Annotated in this window: 17 protein-coding genes and 3 tRNA genes; 10 read left to right on the top strand and 10 right to left on the bottom strand. The window is 62.5% G+C overall.

Annotated features, from left to right (window positions below):
- Nucleotides 1-48: 48 nt before the first annotated feature.
- The 6 genes from ruvC to L6D77_RS03800 all read right to left on the bottom strand — a co-directional run bounded on the left by ruvC (nucleotide 49) and on the right by L6D77_RS03800 (nucleotide 4,746).
- A complete protein-coding gene (gene ruvC, locus L6D77_RS03775) occupies nucleotides 49-573 on the bottom strand; it encodes a crossover junction endodeoxyribonuclease RuvC (protein WP_125465144.1) in 525 nt (174 codons plus the stop codon).
- Nucleotides 574-713: 140 nt separating this feature from the next.
- A complete protein-coding gene (locus L6D77_RS03780) occupies nucleotides 714-1,466 on the bottom strand; it encodes a YebC/PmpR family DNA-binding transcriptional regulator (protein ID WP_153789074.1) in 753 nt (250 codons plus the stop codon).
- A gap of 99 nt (nucleotides 1,467-1,565) precedes the next feature.
- Complete coding sequence (gene aspS / locus L6D77_RS03785) at nucleotides 1,566-3,341, bottom strand: aspartate--tRNA ligase (RefSeq protein WP_232880562.1); 1,776 nt, start codon at nucleotides 3,339-3,341, stop codon at nucleotides 1,566-1,568.
- Between the two features lie 94 nt (nucleotides 3,342-3,435).
- On the bottom strand, nucleotides 3,436-3,657 hold the full coding sequence (locus tag L6D77_RS03790) for an FmdB family zinc ribbon protein (RefSeq protein ID WP_003254776.1): 222 nt from the start codon (nucleotides 3,655-3,657) through the stop codon (nucleotides 3,436-3,438).
- Between the two features lie 92 nt (nucleotides 3,658-3,749).
- A complete protein-coding gene (locus tag L6D77_RS03795; protein WP_232881054.1) occupies nucleotides 3,750-4,076 on the bottom strand; it encodes a ribbon-helix-helix domain-containing protein in 327 nt (108 codons plus the stop codon).
- Between the two features lie 196 nt (nucleotides 4,077-4,272).
- On the bottom strand, nucleotides 4,273-4,746 hold the full coding sequence (locus L6D77_RS03800) for a Dps family protein (protein WP_016392255.1): 474 nt from the start codon (nucleotides 4,744-4,746) through the stop codon (nucleotides 4,273-4,275).
- 301 nt (nucleotides 4,747-5,047) lie between these two features.
- Here L6D77_RS03800 and L6D77_RS27270 point away from each other — a divergent pair, with 301 nt between their 5' ends.
- Nucleotides 5,048-5,638, top strand: coding sequence for a cold-shock protein (locus L6D77_RS27270; protein WP_269807350.1), 591 nt, complete (start codon nucleotides 5,048-5,050; stop codon nucleotides 5,636-5,638).
- Between the two features lie 18 nt (nucleotides 5,639-5,656).
- Here L6D77_RS27270 and L6D77_RS03810 read toward each other — a convergent pair whose 3' ends face one another.
- Nucleotides 5,657-5,863, bottom strand: a complete 207-nt coding sequence (locus L6D77_RS03810) for a SlyX family protein (RefSeq protein ID WP_232880561.1) — start codon at nucleotides 5,861-5,863, stop codon at nucleotides 5,657-5,659.
- A gap of 3 nt (nucleotides 5,864-5,866) precedes the next feature.
- Nucleotides 5,867-6,286, bottom strand: coding sequence for an HIT family protein (locus L6D77_RS03815; protein ID WP_232880560.1), 420 nt, complete (start codon nucleotides 6,284-6,286; stop codon nucleotides 5,867-5,869).
- Between the two features lie 748 nt (nucleotides 6,287-7,034).
- Here L6D77_RS03815 and L6D77_RS03820 point away from each other — a divergent pair.
- The 3 genes from L6D77_RS03820 (at nucleotide 7,035) to L6D77_RS03830 (ending at nucleotide 11,163) form a co-directional block, all read left to right on the top strand.
- Nucleotides 7,035-8,315, top strand: a complete 1,281-nt coding sequence (locus tag L6D77_RS03820) for an OprD family porin (RefSeq protein ID WP_232880558.1) — start codon at nucleotides 7,035-7,037, stop codon at nucleotides 8,313-8,315.
- Nucleotides 8,316-8,472: 157 nt separating this feature from the next.
- Complete coding sequence (locus L6D77_RS03825) at nucleotides 8,473-10,188, top strand: proline--tRNA ligase (RefSeq protein WP_232880555.1); 1,716 nt, start codon at nucleotides 8,473-8,475, stop codon at nucleotides 10,186-10,188.
- Nucleotides 10,189-10,209: 21 nt separating this feature from the next.
- Nucleotides 10,210-11,163: a YceB family lipoprotein gene (locus L6D77_RS03830; RefSeq protein WP_232880554.1), complete on the top strand. Its 954-nt coding sequence runs from the start codon at nucleotides 10,210-10,212 to the stop codon at nucleotides 11,161-11,163.
- Nucleotides 11,164-11,212: 49 nt separating this feature from the next.
- On the opposite strand, the gene dinB is transcribed toward L6D77_RS03830, so the two are convergent.
- Nucleotides 11,213-12,271, bottom strand: coding sequence for a DNA polymerase IV (dinB, locus tag L6D77_RS03835; protein WP_232881052.1), 1,059 nt, complete (start codon nucleotides 12,269-12,271; stop codon nucleotides 11,213-11,215).
- A 210-nt stretch (nucleotides 12,272-12,481) separates the two neighbouring features.
- On the opposite strand from dinB, the gene L6D77_RS03840 reads away from it, so the two are divergent.
- The 5 genes from L6D77_RS03840 (at nucleotide 12,482) to L6D77_RS03860 (ending at nucleotide 17,180) form a co-directional block, all read left to right on the top strand.
- Nucleotides 12,482-12,558, top strand: a tRNA-Met gene (locus L6D77_RS03840).
- A gap of 139 nt (nucleotides 12,559-12,697) precedes the next feature.
- Nucleotides 12,698-12,774, top strand: a tRNA-Met gene (locus L6D77_RS03845).
- A gap of 131 nt (nucleotides 12,775-12,905) precedes the next feature.
- Nucleotides 12,906-12,982: transfer RNA gene (locus tag L6D77_RS03850), tRNA-Met, on the top strand.
- A 263-nt stretch (nucleotides 12,983-13,245) separates the two neighbouring features.
- Nucleotides 13,246-15,888: a bifunctional lysylphosphatidylglycerol flippase/synthetase MprF gene (gene mprF, locus L6D77_RS03855; protein WP_232880553.1), complete on the top strand. Its 2,643-nt coding sequence runs from the start codon at nucleotides 13,246-13,248 to the stop codon at nucleotides 15,886-15,888.
- Nucleotides 15,888-17,180 (top strand): virulence factor family protein, encoded by a 1,293-nt coding sequence (locus L6D77_RS03860; protein WP_232880548.1) that lies wholly within the window; start codon nucleotides 15,888-15,890, stop codon nucleotides 17,178-17,180. The genes mprF and L6D77_RS03860 overlap by 1 nt, the downstream gene beginning before the upstream one ends.
- 37 nt (nucleotides 17,181-17,217) lie before the next feature.
- On the opposite strand, the gene L6D77_RS03865 is transcribed toward L6D77_RS03860, so the two are convergent.
- On the bottom strand, nucleotides 17,218-19,128 hold the full coding sequence (locus L6D77_RS03865) for a potassium transporter Kup (RefSeq protein ID WP_232880546.1): 1,911 nt from the start codon (nucleotides 19,126-19,128) through the stop codon (nucleotides 17,218-17,220).
- Nucleotides 19,129-19,363: 235 nt separating this feature from the next.
- Between L6D77_RS03865 and rimO the strand changes: the two genes are divergently transcribed.
- The gene (gene rimO / locus L6D77_RS03870) at nucleotides 19,364-20,695 is read left to right on the top strand and encodes a 30S ribosomal protein S12 methylthiotransferase RimO (RefSeq protein WP_232880544.1); all 1,332 of its coding nucleotides are present in this window, start codon (nucleotides 19,364-19,366) and stop codon (nucleotides 20,693-20,695) included.
- Nucleotides 20,696-20,732 lie beyond the last annotated feature (37 nt).

Below are 20,732 nucleotides of genomic sequence, written 5' to 3' on the forward strand. Positions count from 1 at the left end.
CCGGTGAACGGGCCACCCGGACAAAATGTGTATCAGCGCATGAAGCGGTTACAGACGCAAGCGCCCGCCGCGCCGACGCGCCGTGGTCAAGCCATGTGGAATCAGGCTGGAGCGGGTATGGGCATGACACAGGGCGATGGCCAGGGCATCGGAGGCGTCGACTTGCGGTTTCTGGGTGAGCTTGAGCAGGTGCATGACCATCAGCATCACCTGGTCCTTGTTGGCCCCGCCGGTCCCTGCCACCGCCTGTTTGACCTGGCTGGCGGTATATTCGGCGATCTCCAGGCCCGCTTCTGCGGCGGCAACGATGGCGGCACCACGCGCCTGCCCCAGTTTGAGCGCCGAATCGGCATTGCGTGCCATGAACACCCGCTCGATGCCCATGGTCACCGGGCCGTGCTGGCGAATGATCTCGCTGACGCCGCGAAAGACGACGAGCAGCCGATCGTGCAGTTCGCCATCACCGGTGCGGATACAGCCCGAGGTGACGTACTCGCAGCCGCGCGCGGTCTGACGGACCACACCGAAGCCGGTGATGCGCGAACCGGGGTCGATACCAAGAATCAGAGTCATAACGCCTGCATCAATTGCATTTCATATCGGTCTATTCGCGGGCAAGCCCGCTCCCACAGGTACAGCGCCATCCGGACGTACTGCGCACTACCTGTGGGAGCGGGCTTGCCCGCGAATAGGCCTGACGGTTACCGCCAACCTTAACCCAGCGCTTCCATGATCTCGTCGGAGATCTGTGCATTGGAGTAGACGTTCTGTACGTCGTCCAGATCCTCGAGCATGTCGATCAGCTTGAGCACTTTCTCCGCGCCCTCCTGATCCAGCTCGGCACTGGTGGTCGGCTGCATCACGATCTCGGCATCAGAGGCCTTGAAGCCCGCCTCTTCCAGCGCATTACGCACCGCGTAGAAGCTGTTGAACGAGGTGAACACATCGAAGGAGCCGTCGTCGTTGGCCACCACGTCGTCGGCATCGGCCTCCATCGCGGCTTCCATCAGCGCATCTTCGTCAACGGCCAGTTCGGCGGCGAAGCTGATCTGCCCCTTGCGCTCGAACAGGTAGGCCACCGAACCGTCGGTGCCCAGGTTGCCACCGCACTTGGTGAAGGCATGGCGCACGGCTGCGGCGGTACGGTTGCGGTTGTCGGTCATGGCTTCGACCATGATCGCCACGCCACCTGGGCCGTAACCCTCGTAGCTGAGCTCTTCGACGTTGTCGCTTTCGTTGGTGCCAGCACCCCGGGCCACGGCGCGATCGATGATGTCGCGGCTCATGTTGGCACCCAGGGCCTTGTCCAGCGCCAGGCGCAGACGCGGGTTGGACGCCGGGTCACCACCGCCTTGCTTGGCGGCGACGGTCAGCTCGCGGATCCACTTGGTGAAGATCTTGCCCCTTTTGGCATCCTGGCGCTCTTTGCGGTGCTTGATGTTCGCCCACTTGGAATGACCAGCCATAACGACTCCAAATCCTTGAAACAGAAACAGGTTCCGCCCCGAAGGGCGGAACGCGAAAAATACGTGGGCGCAGCGCTACCGTTGCGCCCAGGGTCGCTATTACTCGACCTTGGTCTGCTCGCGCAGACGAATGTGCAGCTCGCGCAGGGCCTTGGCGTCGACCAGGCCAGGGGCCTGGGTCATCACGCACGCGGCGCTCTGGGTTTTCGGGAAGGCAATCACTTCACGGATCGACTGGGCGCCGGTCATCAGCATGACCAGGCGGTCCAGGCCGAAGGCCAGGCCACCGTGGGGCGGCGCACCGAACTTCAGGGCGTCGAGCAGGAAGCCGAACTTCTCTTCCTGTTCCGCCGCTTCGATACCCAGCAGACGGAAGACCGCCTGTTGCATCTCTTTGCGGTGGATACGGATCGAGCCGCCACCCAGTTCGGTGCCGTTGAGCACCATGTCGTAGGCACGGGACAGTGCGGTGGCCGGGTTGGCCTCCAGCTCTTCGGGGGTGCACTTCGGCGCGGTGAACGGGTGGTGCAGCGCGGTGAAGCTGCCGTCTTCGTTCTCTTCGAACATCGGGAAGTCGACGACCCACATCGGAGCCCACTCGCAGGTCAGCAATTCGAAGTCGTGGCCCAGGCGGATACGCAGCGCGCCCAGGGCTTCGCTGACGACCTTGAACTTGTCGGCGCCGAAGAACACGATGTCGCCGTCTACCGCACCCACGCGATCGAGGATGTTGTTGAGGTTGGCCTCGGGGATGTTCTTGACGATCGGCGACTGCAGACCCTCGACACCCTTGGCGCGCTCGTTGACCTTGATGTAGGCCAGGCCCTTGGCACCGTAGATACCGACGAACTTGGTGTACTCGTCGATCTTGCTGCGCGGCATGCTTGCACCACCTGGCAGGCGCAGGGCGGTGACGCGGCATTTAGGATCGTTGGCAGGGCCGGCGAAGACCTTGAAGTCCACGTCCTTCAGCTGGTCGGCAACGTCTACCAGCTCCAGTGGGTTGCGCAGGTCGGGCTTGTCGGAACCGTAGCGACGCATGGCCTCTTCGAAGGTCATGTGCGGGAATTCGCCGAACTCCAGGTCCAGCACTTCCTTGAACAGCTTGCGGATCATGCTCTCGGTGAGGCCCATGATCTCGCTTTCGTCGAGGAAGCTGGTCTCGATGTCGATCTGGGTGAATTCCGGCTGGCGGTCGGCACGCAGGTCTTCGTCACGGAAGCACTTGGCGATCTGGTAGTAGCGGTCGAAGCCCGCGACCATCAACAGCTGCTTGAACAGCTGTGGCGACTGCGGCAGGGCGAAGAAGCTGCCGGCGTGGGTGCGGCTCGGCACCAGGTAGTCGCGCGCGCCTTCCGGGGTGGCGCGGGTCAGGATCGGCGTCTCGACGTCGAGGAAGCCATTTTCGTCAAGGAAGCGGCGGATGCTGGTGGTGATGCGCGAACGCAGGCGCAGCTTCTCGGCCATTTCTGGGCGACGCAGGTCGATGAAGCGGTAACGCAGGCGGGTTTCCTCGCCAACGTCGGAGAATTCGTTCAGCGGGAACGGCGGCGTCTCGGCTTCGTTGAGCACGGTCAGCTGGTAGCCGAGGATTTCGATGGCACCGGAGGCCATGTTGGCGTTGACCGCGCCATCCGGACGCTTGCGCACCTTGCCGGTGATCTGCACCACGTATTCGCTGCGCACGCGGTCGGCGGCGGCGAAGGTTTCGGCGCGATCCGGGTCGAATACGACCTGGGCCATGCCTTCGCGATCACGGATATCGAGGAAGATCACCCCGCCGTGGTCGCGGCGACGATGGACCCAGCCGCAAAGGGTGACTTCCTGGCCGTCCAGGCTCTCGTTCAGTTGGCCGCAATAATGGCTGCGCATCATGGTCGTGGTTTCGCTTCTCGTGATTCGTGTATTCGGTGGAGGTCTTCGCCGCCCAAGGGGCTAATACTGCAAGACCCGGTCGGTGCAATTCAACTCAGTCGGCCTTGTCGCCGCCTGCCAGATTCTTTTTTGCCCCGGTCTTGAAGTCGGTCTCGTACCAGCCGTTGCCGCTCAGGCGAAAACCGGGGACCGACAGCAGCTTCTTCAATGCCGGGGCCTGGCATGCCGGGCAATCGGTCAGCGGCGCGGCACTGATCTTCTGCAACACCTCCATGCGGTGTTCGCAGGATGCACATTGATAGTCGTAAAGGGGCATGGTGTCTCTCGTCAACCACATTGCAGGCTGCCCACGGCAGCAAAGAGCGGGATTATATATGGTTAACCGGAGCAGTGCAGCCCGCCCGGCGATCAGTGCGTATCCGGCGCATCCTGCAGCCATGCCACGCAGATCACCCGGATCAGGCCACTGAAGTTCCTCACACCGCCATGGCGCAGGTGCACCTCACGGTCCACGTAGGACAGCACGGCGCTCACCGAGCACCGATTGGCCCGGGCAATCCGCTCCAGGATCCGCCAGTAAACCGCCTCCAGGCGCAAACAGGTTGCAAAGCCATTAAGCCGCACCGATCGCGACACAGGCCCGGCCTGCTGCATGTCGAAATCCACCTTGAACGGGTCGATGCGCGGCCTGACGGCCCCCTGCCCTTGCCTGACACCCGTATTCACACTTTGCATAACACCGTGCATCGCATCGCTCCACCGTCACGAAGTTCTCCCCGTTGGTCGCAATAAACGGGGCCCGTGACGTCAATGAAGCGCTGGCACGCGTGCCGATAGCAGCGGCAAGGCTTTCCCCTCAAACGAACAAGGCCCGACACCCACAATGGCGCCGAGCCTTGCCTTCAATGCTTGCAGCATGATCAAGCGGCAATCACTTCCCGTCGAGCAACACCCGCAGCATCCATGCTGTTTTTTCATGCACCTGCATGCGCTGAGTGAGCAAGTCGGCGGTCGGCTCGTCGCTGACCTTGTCCACCACCGGGAAAATGCTGCGTGCGGTGCGCACCACCGCCTCCTGCCCCTGCACCAGTTGCCTGATCATTTCATCGGCGACGGGCACACCCTCTTCCTCCTTGATCGACGAATGGCGCGCATAAAAGGCATAGGAACCCGGCGCGGGAAAGCCCAGCGCCCGAATACGCTCCGCAATGGAATCCACCGCCAGCGCCAACTCGTTGTACTGCTCCTCGAACATCAGGTGCAGGGTGCGAAACGAAGGCCCAGTGACATTCCAGTGGAAGTTGTGGGTTTTCAGGTACAGCACGTAGGTATCCGACAGCAACCGGGACAACCCTTCGACGATGGACTTGCGATCCTCTTCGCTGATACCGATATCGATTGCCATGACATTCCCCTCTCCATAAGGCCTGGTTGACCGAGCGTGCGCCAGCCACTGCCAAGCGCACCTGCACGACGACCCTACCAACCCTAGCAAGAGATTCCACGCCACGCAGGACGCGATGGCCAGCCGGCGCACGCGGTTTGAGATGCCTGCGCCTTTGCTGTTAAATAGGCAGCGTGCCACCCGTGCGGACTGTTATTGCCGGGTGCATAGGCTGGGATGTCACGTTTTCGCGCCTACACCTCACGCGCACCGTGCAGCCAGCTCATCCTGTGATCGGCCTTATCAACGTGAGCCAAATCAAATGTTCAAGATCGTCCATCTGGTGACGGGCGTGGCTGCCTTGCTGCTATCGCTCATACCCAGCCTCAGAACCGACGCAACACCCCTGCTGCAACAACCCGAAGCCGTTTACCTGGCCTTGCTCGGGCTGCTGAACCTGATCCTGGCCCCCGCCCTGCCGCTGTATTACAACGGCATGCGCCAGCAATTGCAGCGCGCGACCAGCATCCTGCTGGTCCTGGCCGTAGCGCTGCAGACCCTCACCCTGCTGGCACGCCCGGAGCTGGGCAGCCTGCCTGCACTGGCCTGTGCACTTCTCGCCTGCGCCCTGCACCTGGCGGCAGGCTTTGCCCGCACCCCGCGCAAAGTCCGCAGCCAGGGCGCGGCGCAAGACGCAGGCCTGCGCGATACCGGTACGGTGAAGTGGTTCAACACCTCCAAGGGCTTCGGCTTCATTTCCCGCGACACCGGTGACGATATCTTCGTGCACTTTCGCGCCATCCGGGGCGAAGGCCACCGCGTGCTGGTCGAAGGCCAGCGCGTGGAGTTCTCGGTGATGCACCGTGACAAGGGCCTGCAGGCCGAAGACGTGGTCGCAGTCTCGCGCCGCTGACCACAAACTCCGCCGCTCTCAATAATGAGGCGGCGGAGCCTCCTCTCCCTCGCTGCCGTACTGGCCGACCATCTCTTCGTAACGCTTGATCAGCTCGGCCACCTGCAATTGCAGGCGTTCGATCACACGCCCCTGCTCGACCACCACGTCATTCAGCGCCTGGATGGTGTCATCCTGGAACGCCTGACGGGTTTCCAGCTCGACGATCTGCAATTCCAGCGACATACCTCAGGCCTCCTTGAAACTGTCGCCGAGCAGCGCACGCACACGCTGGCGAATGCCTTCCACCTGTTCCGGCGCATAGTCGATGGCCGGCACCTTGCCCCATACCGGCGCAGGCCAGGCGGCGTCGCCGTGGCGGCGGACGATGACATGCATATGCAATTGGCTGACAACGTTACCGAGCGTGGCGACGTTCATCTTGTCGGCAGCAAAAGCATCCTTGAAGGCTTCGGCCAAGGCATTGGTTTCCTGCCAGAGCTGCTGCTGATCAGCCTCCTCCAGGTCGAACAGCTCGCTGATGTCGGCACGACGCGGCACCAGGATGAACCAGGGGTAGTTGGCATCCTTGCTCAGCAGCAAACGGCATAGCGGCAGATCGCCCAGCACCAGGGAATCCTGTTGCAGGCGCGAATCGAGAGTGAACACGGCGTACCTCCAGAAAAACAATGACGCCCCACAGGGCGAAAACAGGGGCGAAGGATACCCTGCTTCCTCTATTGCCACATCAACGGGGGCACGCTTTGAACAGCTTCATGCACACGTTTGAACCCGCCGCGGTAACACCACGCTACTTTTCGCACCAAAATGATGCCAATCGTCACCGCACCACCACACTTTCTTCACACAAAACAGCCAGGATCAACAGTTGCCGGTAACACCTTGACTTTGAAGGCAACTGTCAGAGACGAGCAGGACATTGAACCCTGGCACACCATAAGACAGGCGCCGCCCCGTGTTTACGGCGATTTTCACCCTGCCGCTTCGGCGCACGTGAAAATTTCATGAAACGTTCGCGATTTTGAGCACGCTTGTTGCATTCGTTTGACGCCAAGTCGGCACGACACCTGCATTGTCGGGTGGACGCGACAAATAACAACAGCGGCATCGGATCCACCAGGGAGTTGGCAAGCCACAACTTTGTGATTACACATCCTTGATGGCTTGACAACAGCGCTGGCGTTGTACGCCCAACTAAACAGGGCGTGATTTGCGACATGGAAATAACTGTACGCGACACGGCCATAAAGTTATCGAAAGGTTGTTTTTGCCCGTATCGCCAAGAATAGTCAGCGTGATATACATTTTCGCCGACATAACAAGAAAGAGCTGCCCCGATAACTAAAACTCCTGGGCGCAGCGGTACTCTTCCTAAAAACCAAAGGAGCAAATCACGATGCGCGTGATGAAGTGGAGCATGATCGCCCTGGCCGTAGCAGCAGGGACCTCGCAGTTTGCCGTCGCCTCTTCGCAGGATGAGTCCAAGGGCTTCCTCGAAGACAGCAAGCTCAACGTCAAGACCCGGATGCTGTATTTCAGCCGTGACTTCCGCAACAACGAGCGTGACGAAGACGGCAACCGTCAAAGCCGCGTTGAAGAAACCGGCCTGGGCTTCCTCGGCACCTACGAGTCCGGCTTCACCCAGGGCACCGTCGGTGTTGGCGTCGACGCCATCGGCATGCTGGGCCTGAAACTGGACAGCGGCAAAGGTCGCGCCGGTACCGGCCTGTTCCCAACCGGCTCCGACGGCCGTTCGCAGGATGACTACTCCAAGGGCGGCGGCGCGGTCAAATTCCGCGTATCCGACACCGTACTGAAGGTCGGCGACCAGTTCACCGCACTGCCGGTCTTCGCCACCGACGACAGCCGCTTGCTGCCTGAGATCGCCCAGGGCGCCCTGATCACCAGCAACGAGATCAAAGGCCTCACCCTGCACGCCGGTCGCTTCACCAGCCTGACCGCGCAAGCCGAGACCAACCGCGACAGCCTGCACCTCAAGGAAGCTGACGTAATCGGCGGTACCTACGCCTTTACCGATACCCTGAGCACCAGCCTGTACTACTCCAAAGTTGAAGACTACTGGCGCAAATACTACGCCAACGTCAACTGGGCGCTGCCGATCTCCGACAAGCAAGGCCTGGTGTTCGACTTCAACATCTATGACACCAAGAGCGACGGCGCGGCCCTCTACAAGGCCTTCGACGGCGACAAACTGGACAACCGTGCATTCAGCCTGTCCGGCGCCTACAACATCGGCGCACACACCTTCACCCTGGCCTACCAGAAAGTTACCGGTGACGGCGACTACGGCTATGGCGTGGACGGCGGCGGCACCATCTTCCTGGCCAACTCCATCGCCCGCTCCGACTTCAACGCCGAAGACGAGAAGTCCTGGCAGGCTCGCTACGACCTGAACTTCGCCGAGTACGGCGTTCCAGGCCTGTCGTTCATGACCCGTTATGTCCGTGGTACCGGTGCCAACGTTGCCGGCACCGACAACGGCAAGGAATGGGAACGCGACGTGGACATCAAGTACGTCCTGCAGGAAGGCCCGGCTAAAGACCTGAGCTTCCGCGTCCGTCAGGCCACCTACCGCTCCAGCGATGGCGTGTACTACGGTTCGAGCTCGATCGACGAACTGCGCCTGATCGTCGAGTACCCGCTGAGCATCCTGTAAGCCAGTGCTTGCAACGCTCTGCGAATGAAGGAGCCCGGCCTAGGCCGGGCTTTTTCATGGCTGACACAAACACACGCGTGCTGCATTCTGTACGCTTTCGTCTCGCCCCCGTACAATGCGGGGTCATTTCACATTCAGGCAATCGACACGGCTCACCATGCGCACCAGTCAATATTTGCTCGCCACCCAAAAAGAAACCCCGGCAGATGCCGTGGTCATCAGCCACCAGCTCATGCTGCGCGCCGGCATGATCCGCAAGCTGGCCTCCGGCCTGTACACCTGGCTGCCGATGGGCCTGCGGGTGATGCGCAAGGTCGAGGCCGTGGTCCGCGAGGAAATGAATGCCGCCGGTGCCCTCGAAGTGCTGATGCCCAGCATCCAGCCCGCCGAACTGTGGCAGGAATCCGGCCGCTGGGAACAGTACGGCCCTGAGCTGCTGCGCCTGAAGGACCGCCACAACCGTGATTTCTGCGTCGGTCCGACCCACGAAGAAGTCATCACCGACCTCGCACGCAACGAGCTGTCGAGCTACAAGCAGTTGCCGCTGAACATGTACCAGATCCAGACCAAGTTCCGTGACGAGATCCGTCCGCGCTTCGGCCTGATGCGTGGCCGCGAGTTCATCATGAAGGACGCCTACTCCTTCCATGCCGACCAGGCTTCCCTGCAGGAAACCTACGACCGCATGCACCTGGCCTACAGCAACATCTTTACCCGCCTGGGCCTGGACTTCCGTCCGGTGCAGGCCGACACCGGCTCCATCGGTGGCAGCTACTCCCACGAATTCCACGTGCTCGCCTCTTCCGGCGAAGACGACGTGATCTTCAGCGACAGCTCCGACTACGCCGCCAACATCGAGAAGGCCGAGGCCATCCCGCGCGAAACCGTGCGCCCTGCCCCGACCGAAGAGCTGCGCCTGGTCGACACCCCAGACGCCAAGACCATCGCGCAACTGGTGGAAAACTTCGGCCTGGCGATCGAGAAGACCGTCAAGACCCTGATCGTGCATGGCGCCGAAGAGGGCAAGCTGATCGCCCTGATCGTCCGTGGCGACCACGAACTCAACGAAATCAAGGCCACCAAGCTGGAACAGGTTGCCGAGCCACTGGTCATGGCCAGCGAAGCCGAATTGCGCGACGCCATCGGCGCCGGCGCGGGCTCGCTCGGCCCGCTGAACCTGCCACTGGAGTGCATCATCGACCGCTCGGTCGCCCTGATGAGCGACTTCGGCATCGGCGCCAACATCGACGACAAGCACTACTTCGGCGTGAACTGGGAGCGTGACCTGCCGGTTCCACAGGTCGCCGACCTGCGCAACGTCGTCGAAGGCGACCCGAGCCCGGACGGCCAAGGCACCCTGGTGATCAAGCGCGGCATCGAAGTCGGCCACATCTTCCAGCTCGGCACCAAGTACAGCGAGGCACTCAAGTGCCAGGTACTGGGCGAAAACGGCAAGCCGGTGGTGCTGTCGATGGGCTGCTATGGCATCGGCGTATCCCGCGTGGTCGCCGCCGCCATCGAGCAGAGCTACGACGACAAGGGCATCATCTGGAACGACGCCCTGGCACCGTTCCAGATCGCCCTGGTACCGCTGCGCTACGAAACCGACGTGGTGCGCGAAGCCACCGACAAGCTGTACGCCGAACTGACCGCCGCCGGTTTCGAAGTGCTGCTGGACGACCGTGACAAGAAAACCAGCCCCGGCATCAAGTTCGCCGACATGGAGCTGATTGGCATCCCGCACCGCATCGTCGTCAGCGATCGCGGCCTGGCTGAAGGCAACCTGGAATACAAGCACCGCACCGAGCAGGACGCCCAGGCGTTGCCGCTCAATGAAGTGCTGAGCTTCCTGCAGGCCCGTATCCGCCGCTGATAAACCGTTGCGCGAGTGATCATGTCCAAGCGAAGTACCTACACCCTGGGGGGCGCCGCACTGTGCGGCGCCCTGCTCCTCAGCGGCTGCGCCAACCAGATGTCCCAGCGCAGCGACCATGAAGAGCGCGTCGAGCGCAAGCTGCTCGAACACAGTCTGCAGATCGATGTCGGCGAGCCCAAGGTGATGGAGCTTCCGCAGCGGCGCGTGCGCATTCACGAACAGCAGCGTTTCGAAGTCACCGAGTTCGAAGTCACCCGCCGCTACGACCGCTATACGCCCTACCAGCCCTGGCGGGAGATCTACGAAATCCCGCTGGGCGCGGTTGCCGTGGTCGCCGGTGTTGGGGCCAACGTGGCCAACGTGTTCGCCCTCGGCAACCTGCCCGAGAGCATGACCCACGACTGGCTCAGCTATGGCATTGACGGACTCAACCCGTTCATGAACACGCCGTCCAACGGCCGCGCGCAACAGAACCTCGCTGGCATCAGCGAAGTCGAGAAAGGCAAGCGCGAAGAATTCACCAGCGTGCCCTGGAACGAGCGCCTGGTCGAGGTCAAGGCCGGCAAGATGACCCACGAACTGACCACCGATAAAAACGGCGTTCTACGCCTGAACCTGCTCGACAGCCCGTTCTCCGAGCAGAACCTCAAGCACGTAGGCACCCTGCATTTGCAGGTGGTCGACGAGGACAACGGCGTGCGTGGCGATGCCAGCCTGCTGATCAGTGGCAACCTGCGCGGCAAGTTGCTGGAGGCACACGAGCTGATCTTCGATGACCTCGAAGACGACGATGTCGGGCAGTGGGTACATCGGGTCAAGCGCCTCTCGGAGCTAGGCCTGGAAGAAGAAGCCAGCGAGCTGGAGCAGAGCCTGATCGAGCTCACCCGCAACGATCCGGAGCTGCAGCAGGACTTCCTCAAGACCTTGACCAAGGAAACCGGCCGCCTGGTCGCCGACCCTGGTGCGCAATAGTTAGCTTGACGCAATAACCGCAAGGGGCGCATATCGCGCCCCTTCCTTATTATTTGTCTTCGAACAGCTCCAGCTGTTCATGGGCACCGCGCAAATCGCGCAACCTTACCCCTACGCCCAGCAAGCGCACGGGCCTGGCTCCGCGCGCGAACGCCTGACTGAGCAACTGCCGATAACTCTCAAGGTCACGCCCTGCCCCCGCCTGTTCCAGGGTGGTCTGACTGAAGTCATGGAACTTCACCTTGACGAACGGCTTGTCGGGCCGATAGCTGCTATCCATCCGGGCAATCCGCTCATTCAGGCTGGCCAGCAGGTCGGGGAGTTTCTCCAGGCAACTGGACAGGTCCGGCAGGTCATGGTCGTAGGTGTTTTCCACGCTTACCGACTGGCGCCGGCTGTCATTTTGCACCGCACGCTCATCAATACCCCGCGCCAGCCCCCACAATCGCTCCCCGAAGCTGCCGAATTCACGAACCAACGCCAGGCGCGACCAGTCACGCAAGGATAGGCAGGTATCGATGCCCAGCCGCGACAGCTTGTCCGCCGTGACCTTACCCACCCCGTGCAGGCGAGCGACCGGCAGCGCGGCAACGAACGTCTCCACCTGATCCGGCGTGATCACGAACAAACCGTTGGGCTTGCGCCAGTCACTGGCAATCTTGGCCAGGAACTTGTTCGGCGCCACGCCGGCAGACACCGTGATATGCAACTGCTGGGCGACACGCCTGCGGATATCTTCAGCGATACGCGTGGCACTGCCGGCAAACCACTGGCTGTCACTGACATCCAGATAAGCCTCGTCCAGCGACAAGGGCTCGATCAGCTCGGTGTAGTCGCGGAAAATCGCGTGTATCTCGCGCGAGGCTTCACGGTAGGCCTCGAAGCGCGGCTTGACGATCTGCAGGTCCGGGCACAGCTTCATGGCATGCCCCGAAGACATCGCCGAGCGCACGCCATAGGCGCGCGCCTCATAATTGCAGGTGGCAATCACCCCACGCTGCCCAGGCTGCCCACCCACCGCCATGGGGCGCCCCACCAGGCGCGGGTCATCACGCATTTCTATGGCGGCGTAGAAGCAGTCACAGTCGACATGGATGATCTTGCGCAAGGACATGGACGACAGCCAGTACTGTAAATTCATACAGATAGTACCCCAACCCCCATCGACGGAGACAGCCTGCACACGACAATCGGCCTGGAACCCCCGCCAATACTGAGCCTGGCGTCAATTTGGCACGCTAAGAGTCTGAACGGGAAAGGTTTTTTTGATTTAAATGTTGACATCGGGAAGGAATTCCGTAGAATTCGATCTCACAGGCGCGGGATGGAGCAGCCTGGTAGCTCGTCGGGCTCATAACCCGAAGGTCGTCGGTTCAAATCCGGCTCCCGCAACCAGATTCAATAAAAAAGGCCACTGTTTCGACAGTGGCCTTTTTTATTGAGCTGTGAAAAGCATCGCGGAAACCCACGTAAAGAATATCGAACATTTAATGCTTGACAGCTTGCTGGTAATCCGTAAAATGCGCCCCTCTGACGCGGGATGGAGCAGCCTGGTAGCTCGTCGGGCTCATAACCCGAAGGTCGTCGGTTCAAATCCGGCTCCCGCAACCAGATTCTAGAAAGGCCACTGTTTCGACAGTGGCCTTTTTTATTGCCCGTGCTCTGGCATACGGAAAATTTTAGCTAAATCAGGCATTTACGCTTGACAAGCATTCGATAATCCGTAAAATTCGCACCACTGACGCGGGATGGAGCAGCCTGGTAGCTCGTCGGGCTCATAACCCGAAGGTCGTCGGTTCAAATCCGGCTCCCGCAACCATATTCGTCAGAACAAGCCCCGCCTATCGAAAGATAGTGCGGGGCTTGTTGCATTCAGGCCTATCGTTCTCAACCACCCAGGCCAAGCGCAGCGCGCATCCCGCTTCCCCCGCCCCTGCTCCACATAGCTGAATGAACTATCTTTAACTATCCTGAAACAGATTAACTACATGGGCCGGAGTAATATCTGGACACGTTTTTCCAAAGGGACTTTCACTTGGCCGTAGCTTGCTTTCACCTCGCGCTGACCGCACGGGGCACCCCATGACCGCCCCCACTCCCGAAACCCAGGCACCGCTGACTGCGGCCTTGCCTACGGCTGCGCAACGCCTGCCTTGGCTGGAACGCCTGAGCAAGTACCGCCAACCCTTGGGCCTGGCGCTGACCCTGGTGCTGTTCGCCATGGGCCTGATTGCCTGCCGCCACCTGTTGAGCGAACTGGACATCTACGCGCTGCATGACGCCATGCTCAGCGTGCCGTCCCACGCCTTGCTCGGGGCGCTGCTAGCCACCGCAGTCGGTTTCCTGATTTTGCTGGGCTACGAATGGTCAGCCAGCCGCTTCGCGGCCGTGCAGTTGCCGCCGCGCACCCTGATACTGGGTGGCTTCAGCGCCTTCGCGATTGGCAATGCCATCGGCCTGTCGATGCTCTCCGGTGGCTCGGTACGTTATCGTCTGTATGCCCGCCAAGGGCTGAGCGCTGCTGAAGTCGCGCGCATGACCGTGTTCGCCAGCCTCTCGCTGGGCTGTGCGCTGCCGCCGCTGGCGGCTCTGGCCACCCTTAGCAACCTGCCGGCAGCCGCCACTGCATTGCGCCTGCCTGCGCCGCTGCTGGGCGGCATTGCCGTGGCGGTCCTGGTCATGACCGCTGCGCTGGTGATGGGCCTGTACCGTCGCCGCCTGGCCGAGCAACCGCTCAAGGACAGCCTGCTGGTTCAGTTCGGCCGCCGCACCCTGCGCCTGCCGAGCGCTCGCCTGGCCGGCCTGCAACTGCTGATCACCGCGCTGGACGTTGCCGCCGCCGCCACCGTGCTGTACCTGCTGCTGCCGGAAGCGCCGCCTTTCGGTGCCTTCGTACTGGTCTATCTGCTGGCACTCGCTGCAGGCGTGCTCAGCCACGTACCGGGCGGTGTCGGTGTATTCGAGGCGATCCTGCTAGCCGCCTTTGCCAACCAGCTGGGTGCCGCACCACTTGCTGCCGCGCTGCTGCTGTACCGCCTGATCTACGTGGTACTGCCGCTGCTGTTGGCTTGCGTACTGCTGTTGGCCAACGAAGCGCGTCGCCTGCTGTTCGCCCAGCAAGCCATCCGCGCAGCTTCCGGGCTGGCCGCACCGGTTCTGGCAATCCTGGTATTCCTCTCCGGTGTGGTGCTGCTGTTCTCCGGCGCCACCCCCGAAATCGACAGCCGCCTGGAACACATGGGCTTCCTGATCCCCCACCGGCTGATCGATGCGTCGCACTTCGGCGCCAGCCTCATCGGCGTACTGTGCCTGCTGCTGGCCCAGGGCCTGCGCCGCCGCCTGTCAGCTGCCTGGCTGCTGACCACCGTACTGCTGCTGGTAGGTGCAGTCCTGTCGCTGCTCAAGGGCTTTGACTGGGAAGAGGCCACGCTCATGTGCCTCACCGCCGCCCTGCTGGCACTGTTCCGCCGTTCGTTCTATCGCCCCAGCCGGCTGCTCGAACTGCCATTCTCGCCGGTATACCTGGTGGCCAGCGCGTGCGTGGTCGGTGCCTCGATCTGGCTGCTGCTGTTCGCCTATCAGGACGTCCCCTACACCCACAAACTCTGGTGGCAGTTCACCCTCGATGCCGATGCCCCACGTGGACTGCGCGCGGCCATGGGCAGTGCAGTACTGCTGGTGATCGTCGCCCTGACCTGGCTGCTGCGCACCGCCCGCCCGGTGATCCATCTGCCCACCGAAGACGAACTGCAGCGCGCCAACCGCATCCTGCTGGCCTCCGACCAGCCCGACGGCGGCCTGGCGCTGACCGGCGACAAGGCGCTGTTGTTCCACCCCAGCGACGACGCCTTCCTCATGTACGCCCGCCGTGGCCGCAGCCTGGTGGCCTTGTACGACCCGATCGGCCCGGCCCAGGAGCGCGCCGAAATGATCTGGCAGTTCCGCGACCTGTGCGACCTGCACCATGCCCGCCCGGTGTTCTACCAGGTGCGCGCGGAGAACCTGCCGTTCTACATGGACATTGGCCTGACCGCGATCAAGCTCGGCGAAGAAGCCCGCGTCGACCTGCGCCGCTTCGACCTCGAAGCCAAGGGCAAGGAGATGAAGGACCTGCGCTATACCTGGAACCGCGGCGGGCGCGACGGCCTGGCCCTTGAGGTCCACGAGCCCGGCCAGGCGCCGCTGGCGGAGCTCAAGGAAATCTCCGATGCCTGGCTCGAAGGCAAGAACGTGCGTGAAAAAGGCTTCTCGCTCGGCCGCTTCAGCCCCGAGTACCTGCAGCATTTTCGCATCGCGCTGATCCGCTTCCAGGGCCGCCCGGTGGCCTTTGCCAACTTGCTGGAAACCCACAGCAACGAGCTGGCCAGCCTGGACCTGATGCGCGCCCACCCGGACGCGCCGAAGCTGACCATGGAATTCATGATGGTTGGCCTGATCCTTCACTACAAGAGCCATGACTATGGCCGTTTCAGCCTGGGGATGGTCCCCCTTTCCGGCTTGCAGCCGCGGCGCGGAGCACCCTTGACCCAACGCCTGGGTTCGATGGTGTTCCAGCGTGGCGAGCAGCTGTACAACTTCCAGGGCCTGCGGCGCTTCAAGGACAAGTTCCAGCCGGACTGGGAACCCCGTTACATGGCCGTGCCGGCCGGGCTCGACCCGCTTGTGGCACTGGCTGATACCGCCGCCCTGATCGCTGGTGGCCTGACTGGATTGGTGAAACGTTGATGATCCGACGCTATTGGCTGTACGTACTGATTCCCCTGCTGCTGGCCGCCCTGGCCGGTGGCGTGGCCTTCTGGCTTTGGACCCGCCCTGCCCCAGAGGCACGCCTGGACCATCTTACCCTGGGTGAGGGCAGCAGCCTGACCCGTGCCACCCCTGGCGTACACGCCAAGGCCCGGGTAGCCATCGGCGTGCCGCAGGACCAGGCCTTGAGCGACAAGCAGCTGCTGGACCTGAGCCAGGCCGGTGAAGCCCAGCTGGTGCAGGTAATCCTGCCGCCGGCCGACTGCGGCAAGCAAAAGGCAGCCATGGATGAGGCGCTGGCCCAGCTGTCCGACAAACCCACCGTGGTCGCCGGCATCGGCCCCGGCGCCGCCCAGGCTTGGCGCTGGCTGGCCACACAGAATGATGACAAGGCCCGTGCCATCTCGGTGGACTTCACCCTCGAGCAACCGGGCTGTCAGGCTGAGCTGCCAAAATCCGCGGCCCACGGCCACTGGAGCGTGGCCTGGAACGATAACCCGGACGATGCCAGTGCCGCCTTCGTGCGCGACCAGGCCAACGCCGAGACCAGCATTGCCGACTACGACATCCACCTGCCCCAGGTACTCAAGGCCCAGCTCACGCAAGCCTTGGTCGGCCAGGACGGCAATGCCCTGGCGATCCCGGTAGTGGAAGTACCCGCCGGGCAGACCACCGACACTGTCACCCTGTTCCTCTCCGGTGACGGTGGCTGGCGCGACCTGGACCGCGACGTCGCCGGCGAGATGGCCAAGCTCGGCTTCCCGGTGGTGGGCATCGACACCCTGCGCTACTACTGGCAGCACAAGACGCCGGAACAGAGCGCCGCCGACCTCTCCGAGCTGATGCAGCACTACCGCCAGAAATGGGGCACCAAGCGCTTCGTGCTGACCGGCTATTCGTTCGGCGCCGACGTACTGCCGGCTATCTACAACCGCCTGCCCGAAGAGGACCAGAAGCGCATCGATGCCGTGATCCTGCTGGCCTTCGCCCGCAGCGGCAGCTTCGAGATCGAGGTCGAGGGCTGGTTGGGCAAGGAAGGCCAGGAAGCCCCGACCGGGCAAGAGATGGCCAAGCTGCCCGCCGCCAAGGTGGTGTGCGTGTACGGTGTCGAGGAAACCGACGAAAGCGGCTGCACCGACAAGACTGCCGTGGGCGAGCGCATGAAGCTGCCCGGCGGCCACCACTTCGACGAGAACTACCCGGCACTGGCCAAGCGCCTGATCAACGAGATCGAGACCCGCCAGGGGAAGTCCAGCGTCGCTGAGAAGTGAAATGAAAAAGGGGCCGCTATGCGGCCCCTTGCAGTTTCTAGATCTCGACCTGGGTTCCCAGTTCGATCACCCGGTTCAACGGCAGGTTGAAGAAGCGCAAGTTGCCGTTGGCGTTCTTGAGCAGGAACGCGAACAGGTTGCCGCGCCAGCGCGACATCCCCTCCAACCGCGAAGCGATCACCGTTTCCCGGCTGAGGAAATAGGTGGTGCGCATCGGGCTGAAATCCAGCTCGTCCAGGTGGCACAGCTTCAAGGCCGCCGGCACGTCAGGCTCATCCATGAAGCCGAAGTGCAGCAACACGCGGAAGAACCCGTCGCCATAGGCCTCCACCTCGAAACGCTCGCTCTCCGGTACCCGCGGCCGGTCCTCGCTGACCACGGTCAACAACACCACCTGGCTGTGCAGCACCTGGTTGTGCAACATGTTGTGCAACAACGCGTGGGGCACGGCGTCCGATCGCGCGGTAAGGAACACCGCTGTGCCCTCGACCCGGTGCGGTGGCTGCACACGGATGCTGCCGATGAACAGCGGCAGCGGCAACGCACCTTCATCGATGCGGTCGACCAGGATCTGCTTGCCGCGCTTCCAGGTACTCATCAACACGAACAGCACAATCCCCGCCAGCACCGGGAAAGCACCGCCCTGGACGATTTTCGGCACGTTGGCGGCGAAGAACAGCCCATCCACCAGCAGAAAGCCCACCAGCAGTGGCACTGCCAGCACCGGCGGCCACTTCCACAGCAGCAGCATCACCACCGACACCAGGATCGTGGTCATCAGCATCGTGCCAGTCACCGCCACACCATAGGCCGCAGCCAGGGCGCCAGAAGACTCAAAGCCGATCACCAGCAGCACCACGCCAACCATCAGCGTCCAGTTCACTGCGCCGATGTAGATCTGCCCCTGCTCGTCGCTGGAGGTGTGCTGGATCTGCATCCGCGGGATGTAACCGAGCTGAATGGCTTGACGGGTCAGCGAGAACGCGCCGGAAATCACCGCCTGCGAAGCGATTACCGTGGCCATGGTGGCCAGGCCCACCAACGGCAGCAACGCCCAGCTCGGCGCCAGCAGGTAGAAGGGGTTGCGGGCCGCTTCAGGGTTCTGCAGCAGCATCGCGCCCTGACCAAAGTAGTTGAGCACCAGCGCCGGCAGCACCAGGATGAACCAGGCGCGGGCGATCGGCTTGCGGCCGAAGTGCCCCATGTCGGCGTACAACGCCTCGGCACCGGTCAGCGCCAGCACCACCGCCCCGAGAATCGCCACGCCCATGCCCGGATGAACGATGAAGAAATTCAACGCCCAGCCTGGGTTGAAGGCCTTGAGCACTTCCGGGCTCTGCGAGATGCCATGCACCCCCAACGCCCCCAGCACCACGAACCAGGTGACCATGATCGGGCCGAACAGCTTGCCGATGGTCTCGGTGCCGTGCTTCTGCACCAGGAACAGTGCCACCAGCACCACCAGCGAGATCGGCACCACCCAGTGGTCGATGCCGTCGAACGCCAGGCCCATGCCCTCCACCGCCGACAGCACCGACACCGCCGGGGTGATCATGCTGTCGCCATAGAACAGCGAGGCGCCGATCAAGCCGCAGATGACCATCAGCGCACGCAGTTTCGGGTGGCTGGCCGTGGCCCGCCGCGCCAGCGCTGTCAGCGCCATGGTGCCACCCTCGCCCTGGTTGTCGGCACGCAGGATGAACATCACGTACTTGAACGACACCACCCACAGCAGCGACCAGAGAATCAGCGACAGAATGCCCAGCACCCCGTCGTGGTTGACCGGTACGCCATAACCCCCGGTGAAGACCTCTTTGAGGGTGTACAGCGGGCTGGTGCCGATATCGCCATAGACCACCCCAACAGCTGCCACGAGCAGGCCCAGCGACCGCGTCGCGCCCTGCTTACCCTCGTGCCCGCCCTCGGCGTGACTGCTTGCCTGAACCATCGACCACTCCCGCAGAAGGCCTGTTAGACCGATTGAATTCCCATCCGCGTCGAGGCATCCCGTAGGCCCCCGCGCAACGGCGCGAAGCATAGCGCAGCGTTCGTCGTATTTCTGCTGGTCAAGCGACCTTGCGCTCGCTAGAATTGCGCACTTTTTGATCAGAGGCGCGAAAAGCGCCCGCCAGGATCGCCCCCGTTACCGGCCGGGCGGCCTGTATTCAATACCGAGGTTAGCCATGTCCACCACTCCCGCCACCCCTAAGGTCGGCTTCGTTTCCCTGGGTTGCCCCAAGGCCCTGGTCGATTCCGAGCGCATCCTGACCCAGCTGCGCATGGAAGGCTATGAAGTCGTGCCGACCTATGAGGACGCCGACGTGGTGGTGGTCAACACCTGCGGCTTCATCGACAGCGCCAAGGCCGAGTCGCTGGAAGTGATCGGCGAAGCCATCAAGGAAAACGGCAAAGTCATCGTCACCGGCTGCATGGGCGTCGAAGAGGGCAGCATCCGCGACGTGCACCCGAGCGTGCTGTCGGTCACGGGGCCCCAGCAGTACGAGCAGGTGGTCAACGCCGTGCACGAAGTGGTGCCGCCACGTCAGGACCACAACCCGCTGATCGACCTGGTGCCGCCACAGGGCGTCAAGCTGACGCCGCGCCACTACGCGTACCTGAAGATTTCCGAAGGCTGCAACCACAGCTGCAGCTTCTGCATCATCCCGTCGATGCGCGGCAAGCTGGTCAGCCGCCCGGTCGGTGAAGTGCTGAGCGAGGCCGAGCGCCTGGTCAAGGCTGGCGTCAAGGAAATCCTGGTGATTTCCCAGGACACCAGCGCCTACGGCGTCGACGTCAAGTACAAGACCGACTTCTGGAACGGCCGCCCGGTCAAGACCCGCATGCTCGAGCTGTGCGAGGCGCTGAGCAGCCTGGGCGCCTGGGTGCGCCTGCACTACGTCTACCCGTACCCGAACGTGGACGACGTGATCCCGCTGATGGCCGCCGGCAAGATCCTGCCGTACCTCGACATCCCGTTCCAGCACGCCAGCCCCAAAGTGCTCAAGTCGATGAAGCGCCCAGCCTTTGAAGACCGCACCCTGGCCCGTATCAAGAACTGGCGTGAACAGTGCCCTGAGCTGGTGATCCGCTCGACCTTCATCGTCGGTTTCCCTGGCGAGACCGAGGAAGACTTCCAGTACCTGCTGGACTGGCTGACCGAAGCCCAGCTCGACCGCGTCGGCTGCTTCCAGTACTCGCCGGTAGAAGGCGCCCCGGCCAACGACCTGGGCCTGGACGAGGTACCGGATGACGTCAAGCAGGAGCGTTGGGACCGCTTCATGGCCCACCAGCAGGCCATCAGCACCGCCCGCCTGCAACTGCGCATCGGCAAGGAAATCGAAGTGCTGATCGACGAAGTCGAAGAGCAGGGTTCGGTAGGCCGTAGCTTCTTCGACGCGCCGGAAATCGACGGCAGCGTGTTCATCGATGGCGACCACGGCTTCAAGCCGGGCGACAAAGTGCGTTGCCGTATTGTCGATGCCGATGAATACGACATGTGGGCAGAGCCAATCTGACAGTCCCCTGCACTGAAAATACCCCGCCCACTGGCGG

Origin of the sequence: Pseudomonas parasichuanensis (genome assembly GCF_021601385.1) — a bacterium.
GTDB lineage: Bacteria > Pseudomonadota > Gammaproteobacteria > Pseudomonadales > Pseudomonadaceae > Aquipseudomonas > Aquipseudomonas parasichuanensis.